At 62.0% G+C, this 12,058-nt stretch carries 12 protein-coding genes; 5 read left to right on the top strand and 7 right to left on the bottom strand.

The window, feature by feature from the left end:
• Window positions 1–36: 36 nt before the first annotated feature.
• The 3 genes from J2Y86_RS10630 to arsC are packed head-to-tail and all read right to left on the bottom strand — an operon-like array spanning window position 37 to window position 1,410.
• Window positions 37–462, bottom strand: coding sequence for a DUF2069 domain-containing protein (locus tag J2Y86_RS10630; protein ID WP_253430673.1), 426 nt, complete (start codon window positions 460–462; stop codon window positions 37–39).
• A 1-nt stretch (window position 463) separates the two neighbouring features.
• Window positions 464–1,060: an NAD(P)H:quinone oxidoreductase gene (gene wrbA / locus J2Y86_RS10625; RefSeq protein WP_008011647.1), complete on the bottom strand. Its 597-nt coding sequence runs from the start codon at window positions 1,058–1,060 to the stop codon at window positions 464–466.
• A complete protein-coding gene (gene arsC, locus J2Y86_RS10620) occupies window positions 1,057–1,410 on the bottom strand; it encodes an arsenate reductase (glutaredoxin) (protein ID WP_084321982.1) in 354 nt (117 codons plus the stop codon). Before arsC ends, wrbA begins: the two co-directional genes overlap by 4 nt.
• Before the next feature lie 114 nt (window positions 1,411–1,524).
• Between arsC and J2Y86_RS10615 the strand changes: the two genes are divergently transcribed.
• The gene (locus J2Y86_RS10615; protein WP_253430671.1) at window positions 1,525–1,992 is read left to right on the top strand and encodes a TlpA disulfide reductase family protein; all 468 of its coding nucleotides are present in this window, start codon (window positions 1,525–1,527) and stop codon (window positions 1,990–1,992) included.
• A 182-nt stretch (window positions 1,993–2,174) separates the two neighbouring features.
• Here the strand turns inward: J2Y86_RS10615 and J2Y86_RS10610 are convergent, their stop codons facing one another.
• From J2Y86_RS10610 to J2Y86_RS10595, 4 genes are all read right to left on the bottom strand, one after another.
• Window positions 2,175–2,579 carry an META domain-containing protein gene (locus J2Y86_RS10610; protein WP_253430669.1) on the bottom strand — a complete coding sequence of 135 codons (405 nt, stop codon included), beginning with the start codon at window positions 2,577–2,579 and terminating at the stop codon, window positions 2,175–2,177.
• Window positions 2,579–3,013, bottom strand: coding sequence for a hypothetical protein (locus tag J2Y86_RS10605; protein ID WP_253430667.1), 435 nt, complete (start codon window positions 3,011–3,013; stop codon window positions 2,579–2,581). Before J2Y86_RS10605 ends, J2Y86_RS10610 begins: the two co-directional genes overlap by 1 nt.
• 77 nt (window positions 3,014–3,090) lie before the next feature.
• Complete coding sequence (locus J2Y86_RS10600) at window positions 3,091–4,083, bottom strand: 2-hydroxyacid dehydrogenase (protein WP_253430665.1); 993 nt, start codon at window positions 4,081–4,083, stop codon at window positions 3,091–3,093.
• A 201-nt stretch (window positions 4,084–4,284) separates the two neighbouring features.
• Complete coding sequence (locus tag J2Y86_RS10595; RefSeq protein WP_253430663.1) at window positions 4,285–7,038, bottom strand: response regulator; 2,754 nt, start codon at window positions 7,036–7,038, stop codon at window positions 4,285–4,287.
• Between the two features lie 214 nt (window positions 7,039–7,252).
• Here J2Y86_RS10595 and J2Y86_RS10590 point away from each other — a divergent pair, with 214 nt between their 5' ends.
• From J2Y86_RS10590 to rlmD, 4 genes are all read left to right on the top strand, one after another.
• Window positions 7,253–7,975 carry a response regulator transcription factor gene (locus tag J2Y86_RS10590; RefSeq protein ID WP_253430661.1) on the top strand — a complete coding sequence of 241 codons (723 nt, stop codon included), beginning with the start codon at window positions 7,253–7,255 and terminating at the stop codon, window positions 7,973–7,975.
• Entirely contained in the window at window positions 7,962–9,386 is a 1,425-nt protein-coding gene (locus J2Y86_RS10585; protein ID WP_253430659.1) for a sensor histidine kinase, read from the top strand. The genes J2Y86_RS10590 and J2Y86_RS10585 overlap by 14 nt, the downstream gene beginning before the upstream one ends.
• Window positions 9,387–9,699: 313 nt before the next feature.
• Complete coding sequence (gene cysM, locus J2Y86_RS10580) at window positions 9,700–10,602, top strand: cysteine synthase CysM (protein ID WP_214384909.1); 903 nt, start codon at window positions 9,700–9,702, stop codon at window positions 10,600–10,602.
• A complete protein-coding gene (gene rlmD / locus J2Y86_RS10575; protein WP_253430656.1) occupies window positions 10,602–11,954 on the top strand; it encodes a 23S rRNA (uracil(1939)-C(5))-methyltransferase RlmD in 1,353 nt (450 codons plus the stop codon). The genes cysM and rlmD overlap by 1 nt, the downstream gene beginning before the upstream one ends.
• The last annotated feature ends 104 nt before the right edge of the window (window positions 11,955–12,058 follow it).

Raw genomic sequence — 12,058 nt, 5'->3', positions numbered from 1 at the left:
ACTTGACCAGTTCAGCTTGCCCGCGATGGCGTCATGTCAGGCGGCGGAAATCTCGCCTTCACCCGCCAACTTGCGATTCAACTGAAACCGCCACCGCACATACAGCAGCGCTGAGCAGAACACCGCCAAACTCGCGCCCATCTCCAGCAAACCAAACAGCTGCCGGTTCGGGTCGTACGCCGCCAGTGCGCCCTTGATGAAATACAGGTTCACCACAAAGCACATCCACGAATGCCCGCGCGCGCTGCCGATGATCATCCCCGGCGCCAGCAACAGCAGCGGCACCAGTTCGATCAGCAAAATCACCCACGGCCGCGCGCCATGCAGGTCGGCGACCGCCAGGTAATAAACGCAAAGTAATCCCACCAGCCCGAAGAAGCACAGCAGGCTGATGACGCGCATCGCCCGCACCCGCGGTTCGAGCCATTCAATGGAAGGCAGCACCTTCGGCTTTTTGGCCATCTCAGCTCACCAACTTTTGCGCAGTCTTCGCCAGGCGCAGACCCAAGGCCCGGCACAGCGCCACTTCATGTTCATTCAAACCGCTTTTGCCATCGGCGCCGGCGTGATGACTGGCGCCGTACGGCGTGCCACCGCCACGGGTTTCCAGCAGTGCGGATTCGCTGTACGGCAGACCGGTGATCAGCATGCCGTGGTGCAACAACGGCAGCATCATCGACAACAGCGTGGTTTCCTGACCGCCGTGCAGGCTCGCGGTGGAGGTGAACACGCCGGCCGGTTTGCCGACCAGGGCGCCGGTCAGCCACAGGTTGCTGGTGCCGTCGAGGAAATACTTGAGCGGCGCCGCCATGTTGCCGAAGCGCGTCGGGCTGCCGAGGGCCAGGCCCGCGCAGTTTTTCAGGTCGTCGAGGCTGGCGTACAGTGCGCCTTCGTCCGGAATGTCCGGTGACACCGCTTCGCACTCGGTGGAGATCGCCGGCACGGTGCGCAGGCGCGCTTCCATCCCGGACTGCTCGACACCACGGGCGATCTGCCGGGCCATTTCATTGGTCGAGCCGCTGCGGCTGTAATACAGAACCAGAATGTACGGCGCACTCACGGCAGCAACTCCAGCACGTTCTCTGGCGGACGGCCGATGATGGCTTTGTCGCCGACTTCGAGAATCGGCCGCTCCATGAGTTTAGGGTGCGCGGCGATGGCGGCGATCAATTGCGCCTCGCTCAGGCTGGCGTCGGCGAGGTTGAGGGTCTTGTACTCGTCCTCACCAGTACGCAGCAGTTGCCGGGCGCTGAGGCCGAGCTTTTTCAGCAGGCCCTGCAATTGCGCGGCGTCCAGCGGGGTCTCGAGGTAGCGGACCACGGTCGGGGTCAGGCCACGGGCTTCGAGCAGTTCGAGCGCACCGCGGGATTTCGAGCAGCGCGGGTTGTGATAAAGCGTCAGATCGGTCATGGGCGGGTCGCATCTTGCGTAAGGTGGCGGCTATTCTAACTGTGCAGCGCGTAATCCAGAACCTTGGGAGGCGATGGGTCGCAGGCGCATTCAATTTTGAACAAGGATCACGACATGACAAGGCGACTGGCAGCGGCATTGGCAATCTTCGGGGCGCTGATGCTGGGGGGCTGCGGCAACGACTACGGCATCGATCAGAACGGGCATAAAGTCGCCGCCGAACGTCTGGACAAACAATGGCTGGTGCTCAATTACTGGGCCGAATGGTGTGGCCCGTGCCGGACCGAGATCCCGGAATTGAACCGGCTGGCCGATCAGTTGAAGGACAGGAAGATCGGTGTGTTCGGGGTCAACTTCGACAATGTGCAGGGTGAAGAGCTGAAAAGTGCCAGCGAGAAACTGGGGATCAGGTTCACCGTGTTGGCGTCGGATCCGGCGGAACTGTTTGAATTGCCGCGCAGCGAGGCGTTGCCGGTGACGTACATCATCGATAACAAAGGCAAGGTGCGCGAACAGCTGATGGGCGAGCAAACGGCGGCGGGGGTGATGGCGAAGCTTGAGGCGTTGCAGGCGACCAACTGATTACGCAGGGGCTTTTGTGGGCTGGGGGCTTTTGTGGTGAGGGGATTTAGCGAAACGTCGCACCGCCCCGTTGGGTCGCGAAGCGGCCCCAAAAAAGGGACTGCTGCGCAGTCCAACGGGGATAAATCCCCTCGCCACAAAAGCCCCTGCCACAGTCAGTCACCAGGGGTCAGCAGAGGGGATCAACCCTCTTCCAGCCACCAGCGCAACGGCTTGCCTTCAGCCGGCCAGAAGCGCATCTGGTCGATTGGCGAAACATCCCAGCGCTGCACGTTTTCCAGTGCCTGGAGGAAGCGTTTTTCCTGTTCCATGAGCGCCGGCGCGCACAGCTTGCGCGTGCTGCCGATCTTGCCGAAGCTCAGCTTGTCGCCGTCGAGCGTGTACGGCGCGAACCAGTGGTTGCAGCCGCCATTGCCATAAGCCCGGCCATCTTCACCGAGGGTGACGGTCAGGTGGCTGTAATCCATCAACGGACGTTCGCCGATCCATTCCAGAATATAACTGCGGTTCTGTTGCAATTGCACCGGTTCGGCGGCGCAGCCCAGCAGGCTGGCGCCGACCATCGCGGTCAGAGCAAGGCGTTTCATCACGCAAGCTCCTGGCATTTCGGGCACAGGTGCTTCTCGCCGATCGACTTCCAGCCCAGCTCGGCAATCCGCGCAGTGGCGGCAGGCTTTTCGGCCTTGTTGCCCAACTTGGCGTCGACCGCGAACTCGAAGCTCAGCTCCTTGGCGCAGCTGTCGCAATTGACTTTCCAGGTGTGGATCGCCAATTCACCGAACACCGGACCACTGGCCACCGCGACCCATTGGCCGGGCGGGTTGATCAGGTGGCGAACCGTTTCGACGGTCAGGCGCATGGACAAGTCCTTGGCACCTTTGAGGGTCACGACCAGCACGTCATTGTTGCGAATCGAGCCGCCGTTGCCGGTGACTTGATAACGCCCCGGCACCAGGGCGCGGCATTCAGTGAGGGTGTGTTGCGGGTTCATCAGGCTATAGCGGAAATCGTGTTCGACCATGGGTCCTCCAAATATGCGCGGCATGCTAGCACGGACATCGGCGCCGCACCGCGCAGGGAAGTGACCTTCGATCCGGTTCAGCCAGCCTCGACCTGATTTTGTAGAGTGCCCGCCGCCCAGGCTGCAATGTTCTGCAATGTTGTCGCGGCAATGGCGCCCAGGGCTTCATGGGTCAGGAAGGCCTGGTGCGCGGTGACGATCACGTTCGGGAAGGTCAGCAGGCGTGCCAGCACGTCGTCCTGCAGCGGCAGATCAGAGCGGTCCTCGAAGAACAACTGCGCTTCTTCCTCATAGACGTCCAGCCCCAGATAACCCAGTTGGCCATCCTTCAATGCGTCGATCAGCGCCGGTGTGTCCACCAGTCCGCCACGCCCAGTGTTGATCAACATGGCGCCGGGTTGCATATGCGCCAGTGACTCGCGGTTGATCAGGTGTTTGCTCTGTTCGTTGAGCGGGCAGTGCAGGCTGATGATCTGCGATTCGGCCAGCAGCTGCGGCAAGCTCAGGTAACGCGCGCCCAGGGCTTCAACCTGCGGATTGGGGTAGGGGTCGTAAGCCAGCAGCTGACAGCCGAAACCGTTCATGATTTTCGCGAAGGTTGCGCCGATCTGCCCGGTGCCAACCACGCCGACCGTCTTGCCTACCAGGTCAAACCCGGTCAGCCCATGCAGGCTGAAATCCCCTTCGCGGGTACGGTTGTAGGCGCGATGCAGGCGCCGGTTGAGCGCCAGGATCAACGCCACCGCATGCTCGGCCACGGCATGGGGCGAGTAGGCCGGAACCCGCACGATCGACAAACCCAGCCGCTTCGCCACGGCCAGGTCAACATGGTTGTACCCGGCCGAACGCAAGGCGATCAGGCGTGTGCCGCCGGCGGCGAGGCGTTCGAGCACCGGGGCGCTGAGGTCATCATTGATGAAGGAGCAGACGACTTCGTGATGTTCCGCCAGCGCCGCCGTGTCCAGGCTCAGTCGTGCCGATTGAAAGTGCAGCTCGATGCCGGCGGGGAGGTCGGCGCCGAGAAAACTGTCGCGGTCGTAGGTCTGGCTGCTGAAAAGAATCGTGCGCATGGCGTCCTCCTGGATAAATTCACGCTGTGTGCCTGTTGCCGAAAACTCAGGCCCGCCCGGATCTCTGTAGGAGCTTGGCTGCCAGCGAAGACGTCCTTGAGAGCGACGCAGAATTTGAGGGCCTCTTCGCTGGCAAGCCATGCTCCTACAAGCGGTTGCGGTGAGTTTAGCGATCAGGGTTTGCAGCGCCATTGCGCTGCATCAAGCATTTATCCGGGCATGGGCCGCCAGGCGATTGATGGCGCGATCGAGGTCTTCCAGTGCGCCGGGCGCTTTCGGGTCTTGTTGCTTGAGCAGGGTTTCGCTGCGCTGGCAGGCCGCGCGCAGTTGCGGCACGCCGCAATAACGGGTCGCGCCATGCAGGCGATGCACCCGTTCGATCAAGGCATTGTGGTCGTTGGTTTCCCGGGCCACGCGGATGGCTTCGCGGTCGGCTTCCAGGGAGGCCAGCAACATCGCCAGCATGTCCGCCGCCAGATCCGCCTTGCCGGCCGCCAGGCGCAACCCTTCCTCGTGATCCAGCACCTGCAACTCGTGGCTGCCGCCATGGCTGTCGCTGGAACGCTCCGGCCCCTGATTGCGCAGCGCCAGGCCGGTCCACTTCAGCACCACCTGCGCCAGTTGCCGTTCGCTGATCGGCTTGGTCAGGTAATCGTCCATGCCGCTTTGCAGCAGCGCGCGTTTTTCGTTGGCCATGGCGTGGGCGGTGAGGGCCACGATCGGCAGCGGGGTGCAATGCCGTTCGCTTTCCCACTGGCGGATGGTTTCGGTGCTCTGGCGCCCGTCCATGCCGGGCATCTGCACGTCCATCAACACCAGGTCGAAGGTCTCGCTCTGCACTGCCTTGACCGCGGCGTAACCGCTTTCCACCGCGAGCACTTTGGCGCCGAGGTCTTCAAGCAGGGTTTGCACCAGCAGCAGATTGGCCGGGTTGTCATCGACACACAGTACCTTCGGCGCACGGCTCGACACCGGTTCGCCGGGGTCGCTGCGTTGCTGGCGCGGATTGACCAGATCGGACAAGGCCCGGCGCAGCTTGCGGGTGCAGGCCGGTTTGGCCTGGAGCTGACTGTGGGGGTTGGGCACTGACAGGTGAAACAGCGTCTGCTCGGTGGTCGGGCACAGCACCAGCACTTTGCAGCCGAGGTGTTCGAGGTCCCAGATGTGCTGGTTCAGGCGTTCTGGCGGCATGTCATTGCTGGTGATGCCGAGCACGGCGAGATCGATGGCCTGATCGGTCTGGTGCGCGCCGGTCACGCCATTGGTCAGGCTTTCCAAGGTATTGAACGGCGTGACTTCCAGGCCGCAGTCTTCCAGCTGATGCTGCAACGCCTGACGGGCCAGTTCGTGGTTCTCCAGCACGGCGACGCGCCGCCCGAGCAGCGGCGGACCGGGCAGGTCTTCGGCATCGTCACGGGTTTTGGGCAGGCTCAGGCTGATCCAGAATTCCGAGCCTTCGCCCGGCGTGCTGTCGACGCCGATCTCGCCGCCCATCTGTTCGATCAAACGCTTGGAAATCACCAACCCCAAACCGGTGCCGCCAGGCTGCCGGGACAGTGAGTTGTCGGCCTGGCTGAAAGCCTGGAACAGCGCCCGCACGTCCTCGTTCGACAGGCCGATGCCGGTGTCCTGAATGCTGATGCGCAGTTGCACGCTGTCTTCGTGTTCTTCTTCGAGCATGGCGCGGGCGACGATCGTGCCTTCGCGGGTGAACTTGATCGCGTTGCTCACCAGGTTGGTGAGGATCTGCTTGAGTCGCAGCGGATCGCCGACCAGCGACAGCGGCGTGTCGCGATACACCAGGCTCACCAGCTCCAGCTGTTTGGCGTGTGCGGCCGGGGCGAGGATGGTCAGGGTGTCCTGGAGCAAATCGCGCAGGTTGAACGGAATATGGTCGAGTACCAGCTTGCCGGCCTCGATTTTCGAGAAGTCGAGGATCTCGTTGATGATCCCCAGCAGGCTGTCGGCGGATTTCTCGATGGTGCCCAGATAATCGAGCTGGCGCGGGGTCAGTTCGCTTTTTTGCAGCAAATGAGTGAAGCCGAGAATACCGTTGAGCGGTGTGCGGATTTCATGGCTCATGTTGGCGAGGAATTCGGATTTGATCCGGCTCGCTTCCAGGGCCTCTTTCCGCGCCAGGTCCAGCTCGATGTTCTGGATTTCGATGGTTTCCAGGTTCTGGCGCACGTCTTCGGTGGCCTGATCGATGCTGTGCTGCAATTCTTCCTGGGCGTTTTGCAGGGTGCCGGCCATGCGGTTGATGCCGGACGCCAGTTCATCCAGCTCCTGACTGCCGAGCGGCGGCAGGCGGGTTTCCAGATGACCGTCCTTGAGTTGCGCCACCGCTTGCTTGATCTGGCTCAGCGGCCGGTTGATGGTCCGGCCCATGCGCAACGCCAGCAGCGCTGCGCCGGCGAGCCCCGCGCCGATCAACAACAGGCTGGCGAACAGGCTGCGATAACCGCGCAGCAGCATGCCGTTGTGGGACAGTTCGAGTTCGACCCAGCCGAGCAGGCGGTCGGATTCTTCAGGAATCAGGTCGCCGGCCAGATTGCGGTGCTTGCCGAACACCGGCAGCAGGTAGCGCGTCGCATCGTTGCCACTGCGGCGCAACATCTGCGAGCCGTTGCCCAAGGGTGCCTGATTGAGCATGGTCGGGCCGGCATGGGCGAGCAGCGTACGGTCCGGGGCGAGAAAGGTCACCGCGCGCACGTCGGCGGTTTCCAGGGATTGGGTGGCGATGCGTTCCAGCAGTTCGGTGTCCTTGTGACCCATGGCTGGGGCCACGAGGGGCGCGAGCTGTTCGGCGATCATTTCGCCGCGCTGCATGAGTTGGGTCTGCAGGTCGGATTGCTGCATCCAGGTAAAATAGCCGCCCAGCACCAGCGCCATCAGGCTGGTCGGAAGCAAGGTCAGCAACAGCACGCGGCCTTTAATTCCCAGTTTCTTGAGCACGCATCTCTCCTGCATCCAGCCATTTAGGAACCTGCGCGTGCATCCGGCACGCGCCACTTGCGCAGTGTAGCGATTTGCTTGCGGGCAATCTTCGTAAAATTGATGTCGTCATTCGTCGGGTCATTGAATGCTTTGGGGGCGTGGACGAACCTTGGGTTGCCCTCGGCGAGGCAATCTTGAATAATCGCCAACTGAGAATTATTTGCAGATACTCATGACTCCCATTTCTGTCGGCCATCCCCGCATTCTTTCCATCGAAGACGACCTGGTGCTCGGTGCCTATGTTCATGAGCAATTGGGCCGCAGCGGTTTTCAGGTGACCTGGTGCCAGAACGGTCAAGAGGGCCTGGCGATTGCCCGCGAACAAAACTTCGATGTGGTGCTGATGGACATCCTGCTCCCGGGCATGAACGGTCTGAACGTGCTGACCCAATTGCGCCAGAACCATTCCACACCCGTGGTGCTGATGTCGGCGCTGGGGGCCGAGGCGGATCGCATCAGCGGCTTCCGCCTCGGCGCCGATGACTACTTGCCCAAGCCCTTCAGCATGGCCGAATTGCGCGTGCGCATCGAAGCGATCCTGCGGCGCGTTGCGCTGGATCGTCGGCCGGCAGTCGAGCCGGTTGCCCTGGCGGTGGACAGTCTGCATTTCGACGATGAACGTTTCGAGGTGTTCTTTGGCGAGCACGCCGCCGGCTTGACCCGCAGCGAGTACCGCTTGCTGGACACGCTCAACCGCAACGGCGATGAAGTGTTGAGCAAGGCCTTCCTTTATCAGCACGTGCTGCAACGGGGTTACGCGGCCCACGACCGCAGCCTCGACATGCACATCAGCCAGATCCGCAGAAAGCTCAAGGCCATCGGCTACACCGAGCGGGAAGTGCGCACGGTCTGGGGCAAGGGTTATGTCTTGAGTGCCGCCGATGAAATGGTCTGACCTGCCGGGCCGGCATTCGCTGTTCTGGAAGCTCGCCTGTCTGCTGGTGGCGTTCTGTCTGCTGATGATCTGGCTGAGCTGGTCCTGGGGCCGCTACATGGAAGAGCGCAACCAGTTTCTGTCGGACGAGGCCCGAGCCACTCTGACGCGCTATGCCGCCGAAGCCGAGCAGGCGTGGCAGCAGGGACAGAGTGCCGGTGTCGATGCCTGGCTACAGGAAATGCGCCAGCGTGAAGCGGGTTGGGCGGGCGTCATCGGTGGTGATTTACAGTCATTGAGCAGCCAGCCACTGACGGACCCGGAAATCCAGCACCTCACATTCCTGCGCGGCCTCGATTGGCCGATTCACAAGAAACGCCTGCCATGGTTGCGCGTGCCGTTTCCCGGCGACTCGTCTGCCGGCAGTCTGGTGATCGAACTGCCCCAGCGTTTCATGCCCGGGCGATACCGAGTGTTCTGGCGCGTGATCACCAACGGTGTGATCCCCGGACTGTTTACCTTGCTGTTGTGTGTCGGGTTGTATCGATTGCTGGTGGTTCCCCTCAATCAACTGCGCGAGCAGGCCAATGCCTGGCGTGCCGATCAGTTGGGCGTGCGGCTGTCACATAGCACCACCAATCGTTCAGATGAACTGGGTGAGCTGGGCCGCGCGTTCGATCACATGTCCGAACGCCTGCAAAGCACGGTGGCCCTGCAACAACAGCTGCTGCGCGACCTGTCCCATGAATTGCGCACGCCGTTGAGTCGTCTGCGGGTGGCCAGCGAGGGCGAGCAAAGCCTGTCACAACTGCGCGAACGCATTGGCCGCGAAGTCGATGGCATGCAGCGCCTGGTCGAGGACACGCTGCAACTGGCCTGGCTTGATACCGAGCGCTCGCCGTTACCGGACGAAGCGATCCAGATTCAGGCGCTGTGGGAAATGCTCACTGAGAACGCCTGTTATGAAAGCTGCTGCCCGGTGGGCCAGTTGCAATGTGCGGTGGATGCCTCCTGCTGGGTGCGCGGCAATCTCAATACCCTTGCGCAAGCCCTTGAAAACATCCTGCGCAATGCCATTCGTCATTCACCGAAGGGCGGCGTTGTGCGCCTGGATGGGCGACGCGATGGTGATTACTGGCACTTGTGGCTCGAGGATGAGGGGGGCGGTGTGGCGGAAGAGGATCTGGAGCGGATCTTCTCGCCTTTCACTCGGCTCGACGGGTCGCGGCCCGGTAATGGTGGGTTCGGTTTGGGGTTGAGCATCGCGCGCAATGCGGTGCAGCGGCAGGGCGGGCGGCTTTGGGCGGAGAACAGCGGGGCGGGGTTGCGGCTGAATATTCGGCTATTGGCCGATGAGGGCGTTGTCAGTGATGACGCCATCGCGGGCAAGCCCGCTCCCACAGTGGATGTGTGTCGGCCACAAATTGTTTGAACAATCCCGGCACCCTGTGGGAGCGGGCTTGCCCGCGATGAGGCCCTTGGCATCACCCCCAAGAAAAGTCTCCCCGCTGGCGAGACAATTATCCTGGGCCCACAACCGTCGGATCTCTAAGCCCCGCCATGCTGAGTGAAAGTCGCACCAGTAGTGTCAGCACTGCTGACAGTATTTGCTCTGTACCAAAACCCGTGGGATTCACGGCTGCTCCTTATTCCCATAAGCCATAAGCACCGCACTTTGCGTGATATGGCCTGCGAACGTTTGCCGGTATGATAGGCGCCCCCGCAGTCTGGATTGCGAATACGCCATGACCTTGCAGTACCCAACCATCGCCGATTGCGTCGGCAACACTCCGCTGGTCCGTTTGCAGCGCCTGCCCGGCGCCACCAGCAACACCCTTTTGCTCAAGCTCGAAGGGAACAACCCGGCGGGTTCGGTCAAGGACCGTCCGGCGCTGTCGATGATTACCCGCGCCGAGTTGCGTGGGCAGATCCACGCCGGCGATACGCTGATCGAAGCGACCTCGGGCAACACCGGGATCGCCCTGGCCATGGCCGCTGCGATCAAGGGTTACAAGATGATCCTGATCATGCCGGACAACTCCAGCGCCGAACGTAAAGCCGCGATGACGGCTTATGGTGCCGAGCTGATCCTGGTCACCCAGGAAGAAGGCATGGAAGGCGCGCGCGACCTCGCTCAGCGAATGGAAGCCGAAGGCCGTGGCAAGGTGCTGGACCAGTTCGCCAACGGGGATAACCCGGAAGCGCACTACACCACCACCGGCCCGGAAATCTGGCGCCAGACCGAGGGCACCATCACTCACTTCGTCAGTTCGATGGGCACCACCGGTACCATCATGGGCGTGTCGCGCTACTTGAAAGAGCAGAGTGAGAACGTGCAGATCATCGGCCTGCAACCGATGGAAGGCTCGGCGATTCCGGGCATCCGTCGCTGGCCGCAGGAATACCTGCCGAAGATTTACCAGGCCGATCGCGTGGACCGCATCGTCGACATGGCGCAAAGCGAAGCCGAGGACGTGACCCGTCGTCTGGCTCGCGAAGAAGGCATCTTCTGCGGCGTGTCCTCGGGCGGTGCCGTCGCGGCCATGCTGCGTCTGTCCAAAGAAGTTGAAAACGCGGTGATCGTCGCGATCATCTGCGACCGTGGCGACCGTTACTTGTCGACCGGCATTTTCGACGCGCCCAACTGATGGCCAAGCACGAGAGAGGCCTGCGCTTCCAACCCACGGGTGGCAGCAAGGCCCCGCAAATCCCGACCGGCAAAAAGCAGCGCTTGACCATCGAGCGCCTTGCCAATGACGGTCGCGGCATCGCGTTTTTCGAAGGTCGTACCTGGTTCGTCCTCGGCGCACTGGCCGGTGAAGAAATCGAGGCGCGCGTCTTGGGTGCCCACGGCAAAGTGGTCGAGGCACGCACCGAGCGTGTGTTCCAGGCCAGCGAATTGCGTCGCCCGGCGCCGTGCCCGCATGCGGGTCGTTGTGGTGGCTGCAGTGTTCAGCATCTGCCTCACACCGAACAACTCGCCCTGAAACAGCGCATGCTCGCCGAGCAATTGTCCAAGGTCGCCGGTGTCGAACCCGAAGAATGGGCCGCGCCATTGAGCGGTCCGGAATTCGGTTACCGCCGTCGCGCCCGTGTAGCGGTGCGCTGGGACATGAAAGCTAAAAAGCTCGAAGTCGGATTCCGTGCGGCGGGCAGTCAGGACATCGTTGCAATCAACGAATGCCCGGTGCTGGTACAGCCCTTGCAACCCATCATGACCCGCTTGCCGGAGATGTTGCGGCGCTTGAGCAAACCTCAGGCGCTGGGGCATGTGGAATTGTTCAGTGGTTCGTCGTTGGCGGTGTTGCTGCGGCACATGGCGCCGTTGACCGACGCCGATATGACGATCCTCAAGGATTTCTGCGCGTTCCATGAAGCTCAGCTGTGGCTGCATGGCGAGGGCGGCCCGCAACCGGTCGAGGCCGATCAGTCGTTGGGCTATCGCCTTGAACAGTGGGATTTGAACCTGGCGTACCGGCCGGGCGATTTCATTCAGGTCAACGCGGCGGTCAACGAAGCCATGGTCGCCCAGGCGCTGGACTGGCTGAAGCCGACAGCGGATGAACGCGTTCTCGATCTATTCTGTGGTTTGGGTAACTTTGCCTTGCCGCTGGCCAAAGCCGTTCGCGAAGTGGTGGCGGTCGAAGGTGTGCAGGCGATGGTCGAGCGGGCAGCCGCGAACGCCGCTAGCAACAATCTGCATAATGCGGCGTTTTTTCAGGCCGATTTATCCCAGCCTTTGACCGATGCCGAATGGGCGCGCGAAGGCTTTTGTGCGGTACTCTTGGACCCACCGCGTGACGGTGCTTTCGAGGTGGTGCGCAAGCTCAAGGCCCTGGGCGCCGAACGATTGGTGTATGTGTCGTGCAACCCTGCAACTCTGGCGCGCGACACGGTCGAATTGATCAAGCAGGGCTACCGGTTAAAACGTGCCGGGATTCTCGATATGTTTCCTCAGACGGCACATGTCGAGGCCATGGCGTTATTTGAAGCGAGCTAGGACGGCTCGTCTGGTCCGACTGACCCGCCCGTGCAGCACTCGTCCTGGCCCCGCGAGTGCACCCCGGCAACGAAGGTCAGCGATTTGACGCATTGAATCTGCGT

Origin of the sequence: Pseudomonas migulae (assembly GCF_024169315.1) — a bacterium.
GTDB classification, from domain to species: domain Bacteria; phylum Pseudomonadota; class Gammaproteobacteria; order Pseudomonadales; family Pseudomonadaceae; genus Aquipseudomonas; species Aquipseudomonas migulae_B.
This window is presented reverse-complemented; position numbering and strand designations above follow the sequence as displayed.

What these genes read in the sequence shown, in the direction of transcription:
- J2Y86_RS10630 (WP_253430673.1), bottom strand. Translation starts at nt 462, where the DNA reads ATGGCCAAAAAGCCGAAGGTGCTGCCTTCCATTGAATGGCTCGAACCG.
- arsC (WP_084321982.1), bottom strand. Translation starts at nt 1,410, where the DNA reads ATGACCGATCTGACGCTTTATCACAACCCGCGCTGCTCGAAATCCCGC.
- J2Y86_RS10615 (WP_253430671.1), top strand. Translation starts at nt 1,525, where the DNA reads ATGACAAGGCGACTGGCAGCGGCATTGGCAATCTTCGGGGCGCTGATG.
- J2Y86_RS10610 (WP_253430669.1), bottom strand. Translation starts at nt 2,579, where the DNA reads ATGAAACGCCTTGCTCTGACCGCGATGGTCGGCGCCAGCCTGCTGGGC.
- J2Y86_RS10605 (WP_253430667.1), bottom strand. Translation starts at nt 3,013, where the DNA reads ATGGTCGAACACGATTTCCGCTATAGCCTGATGAACCCGCAACACACC.
- J2Y86_RS10600 (WP_253430665.1), bottom strand. Translation starts at nt 4,083, where the DNA reads ATGCGCACGATTCTTTTCAGCAGCCAGACCTACGACCGCGACAGTTTT.
- J2Y86_RS10590 (WP_253430661.1), top strand. Translation starts at nt 7,253, where the DNA reads ATGACTCCCATTTCTGTCGGCCATCCCCGCATTCTTTCCATCGAAGAC.
- J2Y86_RS10585 (WP_253430659.1), top strand. Translation starts at nt 7,962, where the DNA reads ATGAAATGGTCTGACCTGCCGGGCCGGCATTCGCTGTTCTGGAAGCTC.
- cysM (WP_214384909.1), top strand. Translation starts at nt 9,700, where the DNA reads ATGACCTTGCAGTACCCAACCATCGCCGATTGCGTCGGCAACACTCCG.
- rlmD (WP_253430656.1), top strand. Translation starts at nt 10,602, where the DNA reads ATGGCCAAGCACGAGAGAGGCCTGCGCTTCCAACCCACGGGTGGCAGC.